The 18,428-nt window shown below is 60.2% G+C and carries 14 protein-coding genes; 2 read left to right on the top strand and 12 right to left on the bottom strand.

The window, feature by feature from the left end:
* The first annotated feature begins 73 nt into the window (after positions 1-73).
* The gene (locus tag U5L73_RS13325; protein ID WP_322562795.1) at positions 74-1,039 is read left to right on the top strand and encodes a nitronate monooxygenase family protein; all 966 of its coding nucleotides are present in this window, start codon (positions 74-76) and stop codon (positions 1,037-1,039) included.
* 97 nt (positions 1,040-1,136) lie between these two features.
* Here U5L73_RS13325 and U5L73_RS13320 read toward each other — a convergent pair whose 3' ends face one another.
* From U5L73_RS13320 to U5L73_RS13285, 8 genes are all read right to left on the bottom strand, one after another.
* Entirely contained in the window at positions 1,137-3,518 is a 2,382-nt protein-coding gene (locus U5L73_RS13320; protein ID WP_322562794.1) for a DUF1631 family protein, read from the bottom strand.
* 189 nt (positions 3,519-3,707) lie between these two features.
* On the bottom strand, positions 3,708-4,358 hold the full coding sequence (locus U5L73_RS13315) for a glutathione S-transferase (RefSeq protein WP_322562793.1): 651 nt from the start codon (positions 4,356-4,358) through the stop codon (positions 3,708-3,710).
* Between the two features lie 21 nt (positions 4,359-4,379).
* Positions 4,380-5,327 (bottom strand): rhodanese-related sulfurtransferase, encoded by a 948-nt coding sequence (locus U5L73_RS13310; protein ID WP_322562792.1) that lies wholly within the window; start codon positions 5,325-5,327, stop codon positions 4,380-4,382.
* 153 nt (positions 5,328-5,480) lie between these two features.
* Positions 5,481-6,611 carry a molecular chaperone DnaJ gene (gene dnaJ, locus U5L73_RS13305; protein WP_322562791.1) on the bottom strand — a complete coding sequence of 377 codons (1,131 nt, stop codon included), beginning with the start codon at positions 6,609-6,611 and terminating at the stop codon, positions 5,481-5,483.
* Between the two features lie 91 nt (positions 6,612-6,702).
* Positions 6,703-8,649 carry a molecular chaperone DnaK gene (dnaK, locus tag U5L73_RS13300; RefSeq protein ID WP_322562790.1) on the bottom strand — a complete coding sequence of 649 codons (1,947 nt, stop codon included), beginning with the start codon at positions 8,647-8,649 and terminating at the stop codon, positions 6,703-6,705.
* Between the two features lie 122 nt (positions 8,650-8,771).
* A complete protein-coding gene (gene grpE / locus U5L73_RS13295; RefSeq protein WP_322562789.1) occupies positions 8,772-9,335 on the bottom strand; it encodes a nucleotide exchange factor GrpE in 564 nt (187 codons plus the stop codon).
* A gap of 120 nt (positions 9,336-9,455) precedes the next feature.
* Positions 9,456-9,809, bottom strand: a complete 354-nt coding sequence (locus U5L73_RS13290; protein ID WP_416221313.1) for an FKBP-type peptidyl-prolyl cis-trans isomerase — start codon at positions 9,807-9,809, stop codon at positions 9,456-9,458.
* 151 nt (positions 9,810-9,960) lie between these two features.
* Complete coding sequence (locus tag U5L73_RS13285; RefSeq protein WP_313873421.1) at positions 9,961-10,272, bottom strand: winged helix-turn-helix transcriptional regulator; 312 nt, start codon at positions 10,270-10,272, stop codon at positions 9,961-9,963.
* 223 nt (positions 10,273-10,495) lie between these two features.
* Here U5L73_RS13285 and U5L73_RS13280 point away from each other — a divergent pair, with 223 nt between their 5' ends.
* Positions 10,496-10,777, top strand: a complete 282-nt coding sequence (locus U5L73_RS13280) for a late competence development ComFB family protein (RefSeq protein WP_313880268.1) — start codon at positions 10,496-10,498, stop codon at positions 10,775-10,777.
* Positions 10,778-10,807: 30 nt separating this feature from the next.
* Here U5L73_RS13280 and U5L73_RS13275 read toward each other — a convergent pair whose 3' ends face one another.
* The 4 genes from U5L73_RS13275 to U5L73_RS13260 form a co-directional block, all read right to left on the bottom strand.
* Positions 10,808-11,650, bottom strand: coding sequence for a shikimate dehydrogenase (locus U5L73_RS13275; protein ID WP_322562788.1), 843 nt, complete (start codon positions 11,648-11,650; stop codon positions 10,808-10,810).
* A 122-nt stretch (positions 11,651-11,772) separates the two neighbouring features.
* Positions 11,773-14,085 carry an RNA polymerase sigma factor RpoD gene (gene rpoD / locus U5L73_RS13270; protein WP_313880270.1) on the bottom strand — a complete coding sequence of 771 codons (2,313 nt, stop codon included), beginning with the start codon at positions 14,083-14,085 and terminating at the stop codon, positions 11,773-11,775.
* 331 nt (positions 14,086-14,416) lie between these two features.
* Positions 14,417-16,444: a DNA primase gene (dnaG, locus tag U5L73_RS13265; protein WP_322562787.1), complete on the bottom strand. Its 2,028-nt coding sequence runs from the start codon at positions 16,442-16,444 to the stop codon at positions 14,417-14,419.
* A 136-nt stretch (positions 16,445-16,580) separates the two neighbouring features.
* Positions 16,581-18,419 carry a gamma-glutamyltransferase family protein gene (locus U5L73_RS13260; RefSeq protein WP_322562786.1) on the bottom strand — a complete coding sequence of 613 codons (1,839 nt, stop codon included), beginning with the start codon at positions 18,417-18,419 and terminating at the stop codon, positions 16,581-16,583.
* Positions 18,420-18,428: the final 9 nt, after the last annotated feature.

Here is an 18,428-nt window from a genome sequence, read left to right as displayed (position 1 = left end):
TGGTAGCTGCTCGCGCACATGCAGCGGGCGCTACTGGTCGATTTGTTTTATAAAAAGTACCCGAGGAGACCCCATGTCCCAACTGCCTGCACCGCTGGATAAGCTGCCATTTCCTGTGATCGGCTCGCCGCTGTTCATCATCAGCAACCCGAAGCTGGTGATTGCCCAATGCATTGCGGGTGTGGTGGGTTCTATGCCGGCGCTCAATGCTCGCCCGGCCGAGTTGCTGGAGGACTGGCTGAAAGAAATCACCGAGGCTTTGGCGGCCCACAATGCAGCGCACCCCGATAAGCCTGCCGCCCCCTTCGCGATCAACCAGATCGTGCACAAGAGCAACGACCGCTTGGAGCACGACATGGCCCTGTGCGTGAAGTACAAGGTGCCGATCATCATCACCTCGCTGGGCGCGCGCGAAGACATCAATGCCGCAGCCCACTCTTACGGTGGCGTGGTGTTGCACGACATCATCAACAACAAGCATGCGCACAAAGCCATTGAAAAAGGTGCGGACGGCCTGATCGCTGTGGCTGCTGGTGCCGGTGGCCATGCAGGTGTGAAGAGCCCGTTTGCCCTGGTGCAAGAAATCCGGCAATGGTTTGATGGCCCATTGGCCTTGTCCGGCTCCATTGCCACCGGTGCTTCAGTGCTAGCGGCGCAAGCCATGGGGGCAGACTTTGCCTACATCGGCTCGGCCTTTATTGCGACCGAAGAAGCCCGCGCCGCTCAGGAATACAAACAGGCCATCGTGGACAACAACTCGGACGAGATTGTTTACAGCAACCTCTTCACCGGTGTGCACGGCAACTACTTGGCGCCCAGCATCCGTGCGGCCGGCCTGGACCCGGCTAACCTGCCGGAGAGCGACCCGAGCAAGATGAACTTTGGCGGCGCGTCTGCCAAAGCGTGGAAAGACATCTGGGGCTGCGGACAGGGCATCGGTGCCGTCGACAAGATTCAGCCCGCCGGCGAGTTTGTGGCCCAGCTCAAGCGGGAATACGCCGCTGCCAAAGCCGAACTACTGGCGCGCAACTACGCCTGATTTTTAAGGCATTTAGCCCACTAGCGCCCGCGCTCTATGCGCGAGGCGCTATTTTTTTGATAGTGCGAATGTCGGGGCTGGCTACGCCCCGCGATGCTCAGGCTTGCAGGCGCAGCTCGGGCTCGTTGTCGGCCATGAGCCGGTTCAAGGCGCGCTCCACGATGGGCGCCTGATCCAGCATTTGCAGCTCCTGGCGTCGCAGCATGGCAGCAACTTCGCGCTCGGAAAGCACAAAAGCGTCAAAGCCCTCGCGGTTGGTGAATAAAAAACGGGTGCGCATCGGGCTGACCCAGCTCAGGCGGCAGCGGAAAGGCGGTGACTCCGGCGACACCTTTTCGAACCAGACACCGCGGGTCAGCAACTGCGCACTGGCATCAAAGTCATCCATCTGCTCGGCATCTTGCTCGGCCAGTTTGCCGGCCCTACGCTCGTCCAGTGCCTGCATCGCCTCATCGGCGGCATGTGCCTCGAGGGCAGCACCTTGGGTGTCGAGCGGGGGCGCGGCCTTCATCCGTATCGCCAGCATGTGGGTGGCAATCAGCCGGCGGGTGAAGTTCGCCCTGTCTTCGCCGTCCCAGCCAATGCAGTCGAGTTCGGCATTGAGTGTGCGAACCAGCTCGGGAAGCACGCCGACCAATTCTTGCCGCTCTTCTGGCCTTGTCTTGGGCTGTGTGCTCCAGATGAGCTGGTCCATGGTGGCCAGTGTGCGACTCCAGTGGCCCGGATGAGTGTCTTCGGTCATCCATGCCAACGCAATCACCTGCCGCCATTGGGTGGTGAGGAAGGGTTTGAGAAACGGCGCCAGCGGAAGGTGCTCGGGCAACGCGCTGATGCGCGCGTGCACAGCCTCGTCGGCCTGTGCCAGCCCGGCCGCCAACTGCTCCTCGTCGTTTTCTCGTGAGGCAAATGGCTCGATGTGTTGGTCAGCCTGCTGCTCGGACTCAAACAGGAATTCAGTGAAGTTGGCCAGGAGCGCCGCAAACAGCGTGAGGTCGTCATTGAACTCGTGCAACACCCGCTGGACGGTGGATTCGATCCGTTGGTACAGGGGGTCTTGTTCGCCTTTGTCTGGCGTCCATGCGACTGAGGCGGATGCCAGAGTGTCCACCAGTTTGCGGGCAGGATGCTCCGCACTCAAGAAGAAATCGCGGTCCACCATGGCTGCGCGCAAAACAGGAATTTGCAATCGCCCGATGACCACCTTCAGTTCGGCCGGGATCGCGCCATCGGTGAACACGTAGTCGAACACTTCGGCCAGTGCATTGACCGTGCCGCGGTCCAGGTCTTGGGCCTGTTGGAATGCCGGCTGATCCCCCAATCTGCGCAATACGTTGTGCGGGGACTCGGCAGTGTCGATGGTGTCGTCAGACTCCAAGAACTGGTAGCGGGAGCCGCGTCCGGTGTCGGCTTGCATCGCACTCAGGTACTGCAGCAAGGCAGGATCCGCGGGGATGGACAGGCTGTTGTGCGCTCCCGGAGTACCGCCGGAGTCGGCATCCGAAAGTTCAAAGCCACCAGCCTGCTCGACAGAGGGGCGTCCGACACCCAAGCGACGCAAGAAGTGACGGGCCTGTTGCACCCACTCCTGGCGCGCAGGCCCCCACTGGGACCACACAGAGCGGTCTGCCTCGGGTGCTGCCGGTGGGGTGTCACGTTGGGTGAAGCTACTGCTTTCGGTGGTTGCGCCGAGTGGTGCGCCGGCGCTGCGCGGACCCAGGTCGGCTGCACTGGTCAGCGGCGCAAACTGCGACGATCCATTGGGGGATTTCCGGATGCGATGCACCGTGGTGGCATGCACCCCCGCCTGCGATAGCGTGGCAATCAGCTCGGTGTATAGCGGGCCCAAATCCACAAAGTGCGTAGGCTCCAGCGCATCCACCAGGTGCTCCGTGACCTGGGGGTCAAGCTCGCCTTTTTCCCAACCCAGCATGAAACCTTTGAGCAACACGAGCGGGCGGAAGGGGTTCTGCGACAACGACGCGGAATCTTCCCCCATCAAGGCGGCCAGTTGGGTCGATAAGGTGGTCAGTAATGGCTCGAAATGCAGATTAAACCGCTGAGCTACCCGGTCCAGCAGCAGGATGCGGTGCACCTCATCCACGTCGATCAGGCTGAACGACATCCCTTCGAGGGTGTCTGCTGCTGGCTTTAGCGGGGCGGAAAGCTGGGTTATGGCTGGCCACACGGCAGCCACTTCTTCCTGCAATGCCAACTGCAGTTGGTGTCGGTAAGACTTCAAGAACCGCTCTGGCTGCCGGTCTAGCAAGACCGAGGCGGCCCGCAAGTTCTGCCCTTGTATCACCGGTAGCTTTCCATCTGCGAGGTCCAGCAGATGGCCGCGCAGGTGCTTCAGGTTGGCGGTATCGCGTTCCTCGAAAAACCCCAAGGTCCTTCCCACCATGGCACGCACCAGGCGCTGAGCCCTGGCCCGTGATTCAGGCGTGCTGTTGCCGGCAGTTAATGACTGAAAAGCGCTCATGAGCCAACGTTGGCACGGGGCTGGCAGTTTTGCCCGCATGCACATTTATAGGGTTGTAACCAGAGCGGAATGATCGCACGGACGTGCGTCTTGTTGCAGGGGGTCAAGGGCACTTTGCCCCTCTGAGTGCGTGGGATCAGCGGGTTTCTGGTAGGAAGTTGTAACCCCGTGCCATCAACCGAAAAACACTCAGGTAGCTGGGTAAAAAACCGCAGTGTCCCCCGGCTGCCAGGGCGGAAAAACGGCCATGCAAACCTTGAAGAAATCCGACGCCTCAAACGAGGCCAGCCAGTGCACTAGGGCCTGCCAGTCTTGTGCCGCGAACCAGGTGGGGTCGGTGTGGGCAAATTGTCGGACAAACGGTGCAATCGCCGCATCAGCCCAACTCCAGGCTGGCCCCTGCAAGAAGGGTGGCGCTTGCAAGCGGTGGTCAAGCGCTCTCAAAAAAGCAGCTCCCTCTGCTCGGCTGGCTTGCCCGTCGGCCAGGTGGTACCGGTTGGGGTATTTGTAGCGATCGAGATGCGGTTTGAACTCCACATCACACCGGTGAACCAGCGCCTTCGCCCCTGCTTCCGCGTTGCCTGAAGTGGGCAGCCAGCCCATGGGGTCGTGCTGTTGCAGCGCCCATTGCATGATGTCCAGGCTTTGTTCGATCACTCGGCCATCCGGCAGCACCAAAACCGGAACAGTCCCTTTGGGCGATGCCTCCAACAGGGCTACCGGCTTGCTGCGCAACACAACTTCCCGCAATTGCACCCGTATTCCACTAGCCCCAATCGCCATACGGGCGCGCATGGCATAGGGGCACCGTCGGAAGGAGTACAGAATAGGCAGGCTCATGGCGCAAAAAGGTAGCGTTGTTCAGGGGTGTTCGGGCTTGGGCAGGGTCGCGCCTATGTGCACCTGTTGGCGCTGTTTGGCCAACTCCCATTGGCGCTGGCGCTCACGAGCGCTGGCTTTTTGGGTATCACTGGTGTGCGCATGGCAACGCGGGCAGCTCACGCCCGCTTCAAAGAGTGGCGACTCGGTGGCACCTGCCTCCAATGGGTGGCGGCAGGCACGACACAGCCCGTGATTCCCCGGCTTGAGGCCATGGCCCACGGAGACACGCTCATCAAAGACAAAGCATTCGCCTTGCCACAGGCTTTGTTCAGGGGGGACCGTTTCAAGGTACTTGAGAATGCCGCCTTCGAGGTGGTAGACCTCATCAAAGCCTTGTTCGCGCATATAAGCGGTCGACTTTTCGCAGCGGATGCCGCCGGTGCAGAACATGGCGACTTTGGGCTTTTTTCCTGATCCTGCCAACACAGGGGCTTGCGCGACCCATGCGGGCAATTCGGCAAAACTTTTGATGCGCGGGTCAATGGCACCGGCAAAAGTGCCGATTTCCACCTCGTAGTCGTTGCGGGTATCGACAACCACGACATCAGGGTCGGAAATCAGGGCGTTCCAGTCCTGCGGTTTGACGTAGGTTCCCGCCATTTTGGTGGGGCTGATGCCCGGCACTTGCATTGTCACGATCTCTTTTTTCAGGCGGACCTTCATGCGATAGAAGGGCGCTTTTTCCGAGAAAGATTCTTTGTGCTGCAAGTCCGCCAGCAAAGGGTCCGCACGCAAATAGGCCAGTACCGCATGCACATCATCGGGCAAGCCGGCAATCGTGCTGTTGATGCCCTCTTCGGCCAGCAAGATCATGCCTTTGACCCCGCGGCTTTCGCAAAATGCCAGCAGAGGGGCCTTGCGCTCGGCGTAGTCGGGCAGTTCAACAAACTTGTAAAAAGCAGCGGTCAGATATTGAGGATTCGACATCCCCCGATTGTGCCTGCCCAGCCACGCTTGTCGGCGGTTTGGGAGGCTACGGCGGAGCGGGCATGGCACCAACACGCGTAAAAAAGCCGCCGGATCGCGGGGCGATCGTGGCGGCTTGGTCGGGCTGGTGGCAGCCCCTTAGGGCATGGCTGATCAGCTAAAGAAGCTCTTCAGGCGATCTGTCCAGCGGTCGCCGGTTGGCGAGTGCTTGCTGCCGCCTTTTTTAAACGACTCATCCAGCTCCTTGAGCAGCTTACGCTGGTGCTCTGTGAGCTTGACCGGTGTCTCCACCGTGATGTGGCAATACAGGTCGCCGGGGTAGCTGGAGCGCACGCCCTTGATGCCCTTGCCGCGCAAGCGGAACTGCTTGCCGGTCTGGGTACCTTCAGGAATGTCGATCGCCGCTTTGCCAGCCAGCGTCGGCACATCAATCTCGCCACCCAGTGCCGCTGTGATGAAGCTGATAGGTACCGAGCAATGGATGTCATCGCCATCTCGCTCAAAGATGTCGTGCTTCTTGAGGCGGATTTCGATGTACAGGTCGCCGGGTGGGCCGCCATTGGAGCCGGGCTCGCCATTGCCGGCGCTGCGGATGCGCATGCCGCCGTCGATACCCGCCGGGATTTTGACTTCCAGGGTTTTCTGGCGCTTGATCTTGCCTTGACCGCTGCAGGCATTGCAGGGGTCTGGGATGACCTTGCCATTGCCGCGGCAGGTGGGGCAGGTCTGCTGGACGCTGAAGAAGCCCTGGCGCATCTGCACCGTGCCCGCTCCATTACAGGTGCCGCAGGTTTTGACTTGGGTGCCGGGTTTGGCGCCGCTGCCTTTGCAGGTGTCGCAGTTGTCCCAGCTGGGGATGCGGATCTGCGCGTCTTTGCCGCGTGCCGCTTCTTCCAGGGTGACTTCCATGGCGTAGCTCAAATCGCTGCCACGGTAGACCTGACGTCCGCCGCGTGCACCGCCGCGCTGCTGGCCGAACATGTCGCCGAAGATGTCGCCGAAAGCTTCGGCAAAGCCGCCATAGCCCTCGCCACCGCCGCCACCCCGGTTGGGGTCCACGCCAGCGTGACCGTACTGGTCATAGGCCGCACGCTTCTGGGCATCGGAAAGCATCTCGTAGGCTTCTTTGCCTTCCTTGAACTTTTCTTCTGCCGCTTTGGCGGCATCACCCTGATTGCGGTCAGGGTGGTGCTTCATCGCCAATTTGCGATAGGCCTTTTTGATCTCTTCTTCCGTAGCGGTCTTGCTGACGCCCAGAACTTCGTAATAGTCGCGTTTGGCCATGTGTCTCTTTTGCCTGTAAACAACAGAAAAGCCGCGTTGAACCCCAAGTGGCGTTCAACGCGGCATCTTTGTGCTGCGCTAGTGTGCCAGCTTAGCCTTTTTTGACTTCTTTGACTTCAGCGTCCACGATGTTGTCATCGTCCGCTGGCCTGGAGCCCTGTGCGCTTTGCTCTGCACCAGCAGGCTGCTCACCGCCTTCAGCGGCTTGCTTGGCTTGCATGTCAGCGTACATCTTCTCGCCCAGCTTCTGGCTGGCGGCCATCAGGGCTTCGCTCTTGGCCTTGATCGCGTCTTTATCGTCAGACTTCAGGCTGTCTTCCACGTCCTTGATGGCCGCTTCGATCTTTTCCTTTTCGCCAGCGTCCAGCTTATCGCCGTACTCGGTCAGGCTCTTCTTGACGCTGTGGGCGTTGGCTTCGGCTTCGTTACGGGCCTGCACCAATTCCAGCTTCTTCTTGTCGTCAGCGGCATTCAGCTCAGCGTCTTTCACCATTTGCTGGATTTCGTCTTCCGACAAGCCGGAGTTGGCCTTGATGGTGATCTTGTTTTCTTTGCCAGTGCCTTTGTCCTTGGCGCCCACATGCAAGATGCCGTTGGCGTCAATGTCAAACGACACTTCGATCTGGGGTGTGCCGCGCGCTGCGGGTGGAATGCCTTCGAGGTTGAATTCACCCAGCATCTTGTTCACGGCTGCGATTTCGCGCTCACCCTGGAACACCTTGATGGTCACGGCAGGCTGGTTGTCTTCTGCGGTAGAGAAGGTCTGCGCGAACTTGGTAGGGATGGTGGTGTTCTTGGTGATCATCTTGGTCATGACTCCGCCCAGGGTTTCAATACCCAGGGACAGGGGAGTCACGTCCAACAACAACACGTCCTTGCGGTCGCCCGACAACACCTGGCCTTGAATCGCGGCGCCCACGGCCACGGCTTCGTCAGGGTTCACGTCCTTGCGTGGCTCTTTGCCGAACAATTCTTTGACCTTCTCTTGCACCTTGGGCATGCGGGTCATACCGCCAACCAGAATCACGTCGTGGATGTCGGAGGCCGACACGCCGGCATCTTTCAGGGCGGTACGGATAGGGGCAATGGTGCGCTCGATCAACTCATCCACCAGCGACTCCAGCTTGGCGCGGGTCAGCTTGATGTTTAAGTGCTTAGGGCCGGACGCATCTGCCGTGATGTAAGGCAGGTTGATGTCGGTTTGCGAGCTGCTGGACAGTTCGATCTTGGCCTTTTCAGCAGCTTCCTTCAAGCGTTGCAGGGCCAGAACGTCCTTGGACAGGTCGACGCCTTGCTCTTTCTTGAACTCGGTGATGATGAAGTCGATCACGCGTTGGTCAAAGTCTTCACCGCCCAGGAAAGTGTCGCCGTTGGTGGACAACACTTCGAATTGCTTTTCGCCATCGACGTCAGCGATTTCGATGATGGACACGTCAAAGGTGCCACCACCCAAGTCGTAAACAGCGATCTTGCGGTCGCCCTTTTCGTTCTTGTCCATACCGAATGCCAAGGCAGCCGCGGTAGGTTCGTTGATGATGCGCTTGACATCCAGACCGGCAATGCGGCCAGCGTCTTTGGTGGCTTGGCGCTGAGCATCGTTGAAGTAGGCGGGCACGGTGATCACGGCCTCGGTCACTTCTTCGCCGAGGTAGTCTTCGGCGGTCTTCTTCATCTTGCGCAGAATGTCGGCGCTGACCTGCTGCGGCGCCATGCGGTTGCCACGCACTTCCACCCATGCGTCGCCGTTGTCGGCAGCGGCAATGGTGTAGGGCATCAGGTCGATGTCTTTCTGGACTTCTTTTTCAGTGAACTTGCGGCCGATCAGGCGCTTCACTGCGTAAAGCGTGTTCTTGGGGTTGGTCACCGATTGGCGCTTGGCGGATGCGCCCACCAACACTTCGCCGTCTTCCTGGTACGCAATGATGGACGGGGTGGTGCGTGCGCCTTCCGCGTTTTCGATCACTTTTGGGGTGTTGCCTTCCATCACAGCGACGCAGCTGTTGGTGGTTCCCAAGTCAATGCCGATGATTCTTCCCATGGTGTACTCCTAAAACTCTAAAATTCTGATGTGGATGAGGTGTGGGCTACTCAAAACGTTTCAAGTGCCTACATGCTCAAAAAATACGATGTGTGCCAGCGGCTGGTGCTGTTCTGTTGCGCTTACTTCGGTGCAGATACGGTGACCAGAGCAGGGCGCAGCACGCGATCAGCAATGGAGTAGCCCTTTTGCAGCACATTGACCACGGTGTTGGCTTCCTGCTCGGAAGGCACCACGCTGATGGCTTGGTGATGATGCGGATCGAATTTGGTGCCGGCAGCCGGTGCGATGGCGATTACCTTGTTGCGCTCCAGTGCAGCTGTCAATTGGCGCAGGGTGGCTTGGGCGCCTTCGCGGATTTGTTCGGGGGTGGCGTCTTTGATCACCAGACCGGCCTCCAGGCTGTCTGCCACGGGCAGCATGCTCTCGGCAAAGCTTTCCACCGCAAACTTGCGGGCCTTAGAGACTTCGTCTTCAGCGCGGCGGCGGGCGTTTTCGGCTTCGGCTTTGGCGCGCAAGAATTGGTCAGCCAATTCACTGCTTTTGGCTTTCAGCGTGGCAAGCTCTGCTTGGGCTTGGGCCAAGGCGTCTCCATCGTTCGCAGCGGCCGCTGCGAGAATTTCTTCGGGGCTTTGTGCCGCGTCAGCGGCCGGGTTGGGGCTGGATGGGCTTGGGGTATCAGACATGCTGTTCAATCCGGTTGAATGCGATTACGCCCTACATGGCGACGCATAACCTTGTTTCAAGAGGGAGTTTCCGGATGCCGTGCGGTCATCCGGAAGGTGTATCACGGAGAGGCTGCGGAATTAGCCGCGCACACCCAGCAATTCCACGTCGAACTTCAGGGTCGCATTGGGGGGGATCACGCCACCCGCACCGCGGGAGCCGTAGCCCAGTGCTGCAGGGATGATCAGGGTGCGGGCACCGCCGACCTTCATGCCGGCCACGCCTTCATCCCAACCGCGGATCACCATGCCGGCGCCCAAATGGAACACAAACGGATCGTTGCGGTCTTTGCTGGAGTCGAACTTGGCGCCTTGCACGCCATCGTTGTAGAGCCAGCCTGTGTAATGGACGGTGACGCTTTGGCCTTTTTTGGCTTCGTCGCCGGTGCCTTCAATCGTGTCTTCAAACTGGAGTCCGCTGGCGGTAGTAGGCATATTCAAATCCTTTTGCTATAAAAACAGGAGCAGGTCGCGCAAACGCACTGGGTGTTGGCGGCCGGAAAAACCATAAATTATGCCCGACCCAAAAAAAAGACAGGCCAAGGCCTGTCTACAGGGTTCAAGCCGTTAAACGGCCGACAGCGGTTTACTTCGCCTTTTTTGCCTGAGCGGTAGACCACTTCACGGCAAACGCCTGCAAGTCGCCCAAGCGCTTGAGCAAATCTGCACCTGCGGATGTCACTACATAGCCGTCGGTACCGTGGGTCAGGAGGCCGGCTTCGCGCAATTCTTTGATCCGGGTATTCAGGGTGTTGGGGGTGATGCCGCCGACGCTGTCTTGCAGCAAACGGAAGGTTTGTGCGTGGCCATCGCGAAGGGCCCACAAAACGCGTATCGCATAACGGGATTCCAAGAGTTCCAACAATTGGCCCACTGCGACCGTTTCTTTTGCACTCATTACCTTGCCCTTTTTATGTATCTTGATGGTGGGCCGGCCATGCGGCCGGATTCCTAAAACGAGCAGAAACTATAGCGCAGTTTTCTGCTTGCTACAAGTTTCATAGCTGTTGGCGCAGGTAAACAGGGCGCCGTACTTACAAACGTATACCTATGTGTCCGGCTTGCCACTACGTGCCCACGATGCTAAGGTGCGGTGATTCATGATCCGGAGGTTTTTTCACATGGCTTTCAACTTTGAGCTGGTCCATAACTACTACGAGCGCCTGGTTTTTGAGGAGGTCGTCCGCCGGGCTGCCGAGTTTCCGGCTTTCAACAACGATATGTTGGGCGATGTGGCGTGCGTTGCGCTGAACCGCTTGCCGGCGCGCTATGTCCGCCACGACGTGGATTTGATGTTTTATTTAACGGAACAAGAGCGCCAGGCGATCGACCTGTCTCTTGAAGAAGCCTTGCTGTTTGCGTTCCGTTTCGTGGGCGAACGTAGCGCCAAGGCAGGCGGCTAAAAGCCGCCCCCGTTCGGACGCCTGCAACCTTCAGAAGGTCGCTTTGATCTTTTGCAGCAGTTCCGGACTGATGGAGGGCATGGTTCCAAACCATGCCTCAAACGCCGGGCGGGCTTGATGCAGCAGCATGCCGAGCCCATTGACGGTGGGGTTCCCCCGCGCCGCCGCCGCGGTCAGCAAGGGCGTTTCCATCGGGACATACACAATATCCGACACCAGTGCTGTGACGGGGAGTGCGTCCAGTTGCAGGTCCAGTGCAAGCTGGCCGTGCATGCCTTGGTTGGTGGTGTTGACCAGTAGCGTACAGCCTTCCAGGCAGGCGTGCCTTTCTGACCAGGCGACTGCCTTGACCTTGTCACCGAATTCACCGGCCATCTCGGTGGCTTTGCCATCGCTGCGGTTGGTGAGCCGGATTTGCGGGACGCCTGCATCCAGCAGGCCCACCACAACGGCACGCGCCGCACCGCCGGCCCCAACCACACAAACCGGCCCGCTGGCAGGTTGCCACGCGCTATCCGCCTCGTAAAGACTTTGGATAAAGCCGAAGGCATCGGTGTTACGACCGCTCAACGAGCCATCGGCATTCACCACAATCGTATTCACTGCGCCGATACGCTGGCCCAGTGCATCCACATGGTCCACGATGGACATCGCATCGACTTTGTGCGGAATGGTCAGGTTGCAGCCGGCAATTCCGAGAACGGGCAGGGCGCGCAGCGCTTGCTCCAGGCGGGCGGGCTGCACAGGTAGCAGGACATACGCGCCGCGCAGGCCATGTTCGGCAATCCAATGGTTATGGATGACCGGGGAGCGCGAGTGCGCGACGGGCCAACCCATCACGCCAGCGAGTTGGTAGGAGAGGTCGTGAGCCATACGAATGACAAAGCGATGTTCTTGATCGGTTGTTGGGAAATAATGCTATCAAAAAAATAGCGCCCCGCGCACATTGCATGTGGGCTGGGGCGCTAAATGGCTTGAAGTGAAGCCGGCGGGCTTTACAGTGTGTCTGTGAAGCTGCGCAGCTTGTCCGAGCGGCTGGGGTGCTTGAGCTTGCGCAGGGCTTTGGCTTCGATCTGGCGGATGCGTTCGCGGGTCACGTCGAACTGCTTGCCCACTTCTTCCAGGGTGTGGTCGGATGTCATTTCGATACCGAAACGCATACGCAGCACCTTGGCTTCGCGCGGGGTGAGGCTGTCGAGAATGTCCTTGACCACATCGCGCAGACCGGCCTGCATCGCTGCTTCCATAGGGGCGGTGTTGGCGCCGTCTTCGATGAAGTCGCCCAAGTGGCTGTCGTCGTCGTCGCCGATCGGTGTTTCCATGGAGATCGGCTCTTTGGCGATCTTCATGATCTTGCGGATCTTGTCTTCCGGGATCTCCATCTTCTCAGCCAAGACAGACGCATCCGGCTCAAAACCAAACTCTTGCAAGTGTTGGCGGCTGATCCGGTTCATCTTGTTGATGGTTTCGATCATGTGCACCGGGATACGGATGGTGCGGGCCTGGTCCGCGATCGAGCGGGTAATCGCCTGACGGATCCACCAAGTGGCGTAGGTCGAGAACTTGTAGCCGCGGCGGTATTCAAACTTGTCCACCGCTTTCATCAAACCGATGTTGCCTTCCTGGATCAGGTCCAGGAACTGCAGGCCGCGGTTGGTGTACTTCTTGGCGATCGAAATCACCAAGCGCAAGTTGGCCTCGATCATTTCTTTCTTGGCGGCGCGGGAGGCGTACTCGCCGGCATTCATGCGCTTGTTGATGTCTTTGAGTTGCTCCAAAGGCACCACTACCTGCGCCTGCAGGTCGATCAGCTTTTGCTGCAAATCCTGCACCGGCGGAATGTTGCGGCCCATGACAGCGGCCCAGCTCTTGCCGGAGGCGGCTTGCTTTTCAATCCACTTCAGGTTCAGCAGGTTGGAGACCGCCTTGTTGCCGGCCTTGTCGCGACCGCTGAATTCCGCGATGAACTGTTCTTGCGGGTAGCCGCACTTGTCCACGATGATGCGGCGCAGTTCGCGTTCCTTCTTGCGCACGTCATCCACCTGGGCGCGCACCATGTCGCAGAGCTTTTCGATCGCCTTGGCGGTGAAGCGGATGGTCATCAGCTCGTCGCTGAGGGCCTTTTGCGCTTTCACATACGCAGGAGTGCCGTAGCCTTCCTTGTCGTAGACCTTGTGCACCTTCTCGAACAGCTCGCGCATTTTGTCGAAGCGCTCGAGAGCTTGCTTTTTCAGCTCTTCCAGCTTCTTGGTCAGCGCCTTGGAGCCGCCCTTGCCGTCGTCATCATCGGCTTCGTCGAATTCGTCGAAGTCTTCTTCGGCCACATAGTCGTCGGCCTCGTTGGGGTTGGAAAAGCCGTCCACGATGGTGGTGATGACGACTTTGCCCTCGCGGATATCTTCACCGAGGCGCAGGATTTCGGCGATGGTGGCGGGCGATGCGGAGATCGCCTCCATCATGTCCATCAAGCCGCCTTCGATGCGCTTGGCAATTTCAATTTCGCCTTCGCGGGTCAGCAACTCGACCGTGCCCATTTCACGCATGTACATGCGGACCGGGTCGGTGGTGCGGCCGAATTCCGAGTCCACGGTGGACAAAGCAGCTTCGGCTTCTTCTTCCGCTTCTTCCACAGTGGCCGCGGTGGACACGTTGTTGTTCAGCAGCAGGGTTTCTGCGTCAGGGGTTTGTTCGTACACCGCCACGCCCATGTCGTTCAACATGGAGATCACGACTTCCAGAGTTTCCGCGTCGACCAGCTTGTCGGGCAAGTGGTCGGAGATTTCGCCGTGGGTCAGGTAGCCGCGGGTCTTGCCCAGCGTGATCAGGGCCTTCAGGCGCGCGCGGCGCTTGGCCATGTCTTCTTCGGACAGCACAGTTTCGTCCAGGCCGAACTCTTTCATCAAGGCGCGTTCTTTCGCCTTGCTGATCTTCATGCGCAGGGGCTTGACCTTTTCGCCGGTGGCCGTCGTGGTTGCCGCGGCTTCGGGCTCGCCGACCAAGTCCGCTTCAATATCCGACATATCCATGTCATCGCCGCTGGATTCGGCAGCTGCAGCCTTGGGCTTGCGACCGCGCTTGGCGCCGGTGGTGGCTTTGGCGGGAGCAGCAGATTCGTCAGCTGCGGCCTTGGCGGGGCGACCCGCTTTCTTTTTCGCAGGAGCTTCAGCAGCGGCCAAAAGCGCGTCAGCGGCTTCTTTTAACAGGGTGGCTTTGGATTTGGGTGCGGACACGGAGGGTGCTTTCTTTTCGGTTTTGGCAACGGCCTTGCTGGCAGGCTGAACAGGCTTGGCGGATTTTGAAGCGGGCATGCAGAAACCTCGGGACAACAAAAAACTAACAAACGATAGAACAGGTGCCGGCTACGCTGCGCTCAAAACGCGATGTAGTGGCTAGGCAGGGAATCAGATTCCCCATTGGCAAGATGGGAGGGCGATCATTTGGAATGCAGTCCTTGCGGTAAGGTGGCCTGTTGTGATGAACTATTCACGGTGGCCTGACCCGGAGGTGCTGCTGTCGCTCTTGCCGAACTGATCGGATATTATAGTTGCTATTGACAAGCCCATGACTTGCCGGGCGAACTTAGCCTGAAAACAGCAGAGGGGTGCAGGCCCGTGTGCCACCGTGGCCCGGGTTCAGGCATCAGGCGTCTATTGAGCTGGCTGCCAGCAATTTGCCCAGTTCTTTTTTACGGTCCATCAGCACCCGCAGTTCGGCCAAGTTAGCAGAGTCGGTCGCCAGCACGCGCATCCGTGCGTCGATACGGTCTAGCAGCATCCGGTTGAGCAAGTCGCGCAACTCGGGGCCGGATTCGCGCAGGGGCTCACTCGCCAGCACCGGGCCAGCGGTGAGCCGCTGCACCAAGTCTTCTGCCGGGTGACCCACAATTTCTTCTTTCAAGGTGCCGCGCGAGACCGGGCCATGCTCATGCAACTGGCTCTCGAGCCAGGTAAACAGCTCGCCGTGGGGGGCAGGCAGTTCGCACAAAAGGCCGTGGTCTTCGCTGGAGAGAATGTCCCAGAGCTCACTGTGGTTGAGCAAAATGCGGGCGGCAAGGTCCGGACGGCTATCGAGTTTGGCCAGCGGGCCGCTGGGGCGAGCCTCACGGTTGCCGAACTTGCCGCCTTTGCCTGGCCATTTACCTTCCCACTTGCCGTCGCCTTTGCCGCGCGGCGTCCAGCCCTCTTTCTTCCATTCGGTCTTCTTTTTCCACTCCTCTTGCGGCACCCACGGTTCCGAGAATCCGGCAGGCTCGTCGTCATCGAAATAGGGAATGTCGCCCATGCCATCGCCAAAGCTCGGCGCAGAGGCCGGCGCCGCTTCGCGCTTACGGCGCGGTGCTTCAGCTGCAGGTTTGGTGCCGGCGCCTGACCACAGACTGCCGAGCTCGGCGGAGGGGAGTTGCACCAGCTGGGCGATTTCGCTCAGCAGTTGCAGCTTGAGGGCACCGTCGGGCAACTGGCTCCATAAGGGCTTGGCTTGGCTGGACATGCGGGCCCGCCCCTCGGCGGAGCTGAGGTCGCAGCCGTCTTGCGCCGCTTCGATCAAAAAACGGCTGAGTGGCGTGGCCTTGCTGACATAGTCGGCAAAGGCGTCTTTGCCGTAGGAGCGGATAAAGCTGTCGGGGTCGTGCTCAGCGGGCAGAAACAAAAACTTGATGCTGCGCACATCGGTGGCAAAGGGCAGGGCGCCGTCCAGCGCCTTGCGGGCCGCGCGGCGGCCGGCGGCATCGCCGTCAAAGCTGAAGACCACCGCATCGGTAAAGCGGAACAGCTTTTGCACATGCTCGTTGGTGCTGGCCGTGCCCAGCGTGGCCACCGCGTTGGGGAAGCCCAGCTGGGCCAGCGCCACCACGTCCATATAGCCCTCGGTCACCAGCGCATAGCCATGCTCACGCAGGGAGCTGCGGGCTTCAAACAGGCCGTAGAGCTCACGCCCCTTGCTGAATACCGGGGTTTCCGGCGAGTTGAGGTACTTGGGCTTTTCATCGCCCAGCACCCGACCACCAAAGCCGATGCACTCGCCCTTGATGTTGCGAATCGGGAACATCACCCGGTCGCGGAACCGGTCGTAGCGCTTTTCTTCGCCCCCGTTTTCGGCCTCGTGCAGGATCACCAAGCCGCTCTCGACGAGCAAGGGGTCATCGTACTGCGGGAAGATGCTGGCCAGGCTGCGCCAGCCCTCGGGGGCATAGCCCAGGCCGAATTGCTTGGCAATTTCGCCCGACAGACCGCGGCCTTTGAAATACTGAATGGCGCGTTGCGACTCCTTGAGTCCGCGTTTGTAAGCCTCGCCGGCTTTTTCAAGCACGCTGGTGAGGGTGTTTTGCTTCTCGCGCTGCGCTTGGGCGCGGGCTTTGTCCTGGGGGCTACCTTCTTCCTCGGGGATGACCATGCCATATTGGCCGGCGAGGTCTTTGACGGCCTCGATGAATGTCATGCCAGCGTGGTCCATCAAGAAGCTGATGGCGTTACCGTTTTTGCCGCAGCCAAAGCAGTGGTAGAACTGTTTGGCGGGGCTCACCGAGAACGAGGGCGACTTTTCCCCGTGAAACGGGCACAAGCCCATGAAGTTGGCCCCGCCCTTTTTGAGCTGCACATAGCGGCCCACGATCTCCACCACATCGGTGCGCGCGATGAGTTCCTGGATGAAGCTTTGGGGGATGGCCATGGGGCAATTGTAGGCAGCCTGCGCCGATCGCTGGAGCAGCCCAGCTGTGCTAGCGCAAAGTATTTGCTATCAAATAAGGAGCTGCTTGCGCAGGTTCTAAGAGGGCTGGAGGCCGATTTGATGCCTTAATAAAAATTCAATCACCCAGCACCACACCTTCTCGCCGTGGATCCGCACCCCCAAAGAAACCCGTGGGGGTGCGCGCGATGGCTTGCAGGCCGCTGGCCATCGGAACCTCCACGACGGTGTGGCCCCTGCTTTTCAGTGCCTGCACCACCGCTGGGCTGAAGCGCCCCGCCTCCAACAGGGTAGGGCCATTCAGGGAGCCGAAGTTGGGCAGGTCGATCGCTTGTTGCGCATTCAGGCCCCAGTGCAACATGCCATAGAGGGTTTTTGCGGTGAAGTGAATGATGAGCGCGCCGCCCGGGCTGCCGCCACTGATGAGCAGCTGGCCGGTAGCCTTGTCAAAGACTAGCGTGGGCGACATGCTGGAGCGCGGTCGCTTGCCCGGCTCTACGCGGTTGGCCACCGGCCTGCCGTCGCCCCCCGTGGGGCTGAAGCTGAAATCGGTGAGCTGGTTATTGAGCAAAAAGCCGCCAGCGAGACCGGCTCCCCGGTTCACCATCTGGCGTGAGCCCCAGGCATCTTCAATCGTGGTGGTCATGGCAACCGCATTGCCATAGGGATCGACCACCGAGATGTGCGAGGTGCCGTACTCCAATTGGTCAGGCATGGGCGCGTAGCTCAGTGGCGTGCCGCCGGGCTGGCCCGGCAAGGCAAACTGAAGGCTCTGCCCGCTGGGGCTGCTGTCGATCTGCGCGGCACGGCTGCGCAGGTAGTCCGGTGCCAGCAAGCTGTACCAGTTGCCCGCGGGTGCCCGCACAAAAGCCGGATCACCGAGGTACTGGCCCCGGTCTGCAAACGCCAAGCGCGATGCCTCGGTGTACAGGTGCAACCAGTCGGCACCGGGTTGGCCTTGCACCAGGGGCAGGCTGCGGGCGGGGGTGTGGTCCAGCATGCGCAGAATTTGACCAATGGCAATCGCCCCTGAGCTTGGCGGCGGCATGCCGCAAATGCGCACCGGGCGGGGTGCCGTGTCGTAGTCAAAGCACAGCGGTTCGCGCACCAGCGGGCGGTAGGTCGCCAGGTCGCGGGTGCTCAGGCTGCCCGGGTTGGTGGGGTGGCCTTGCACTTTGCGGGCGATGGCTTCACCGACCTCCCCCCGCAGCAGGGCAGAGGGGCCGCGGGTGGCTATGCCTTGCAACACCGCTGCGAGTTCTGGGTTGCGCAGCACATGGCCGACTGGCCAAGGCTTGCCTGCTGCGTCATAAAAGTAGGCAGCGGCTACCGGGTCTTTTTTCAGGTGCGGATCTGCCGCCAGCAGTGCGGCCATGCGCGGGCTGATAGCAAAACCCTGGTTGGCCAGGTTGATAGCGGGTTGAAACAACTGAGCCCACGGCAGTTTGCCGTGCAGGGCATGTGCCTGCGCCAACATGGCGACCGCGCCCGGCACACCCACCGAGCGGCCGCCCACTACCGCATCGGCAAACTTCATGGCTTGGCCTGATGCATTCAGAAATAGGGCCGGCCTAGCAGCTGCGGGCGCGGTTTCGCGGCCGTCAAACGCCTGGGTGGTGGTGCCATTGAAGTGCAGCAGAAAAGCACCCCCGCCAATGCCGCTGCTTTGCGGCTCAACCAGGCTCAGCACCATTTGCACTGCAATCGCCGCATCGACGGCGCTACCGCCCGCTGCCAACACCTGGCGTCCGGCATCGGTGGCTAGCGGGTTGGCCGCAGCTACCGCATAGCGGCGGGTCGCCCAGCCGGGTTTGGCGGTGCTGCCGCTTGCGGCTTCGGGCTGGGGTGGTAGCGCGGACGGTGCCGTTGGCGGCGGCGACACGGCACACGCCGACAGCAGCGCTGCACAAAGCGCCGTCACGGCAAGGCTGAAAGTGCGGTGGGGGTGGTGTGTCATGGCGGGTGT

Origin of the sequence: Rhodoferax sp. (assembly GCF_034520025.1) — a bacterium.
Taxonomy (GTDB): domain Bacteria; phylum Pseudomonadota; class Gammaproteobacteria; order Burkholderiales; family Burkholderiaceae_C; genus Allorhodoferax.
This window is presented reverse-complemented; position numbering and strand designations above follow the sequence as displayed.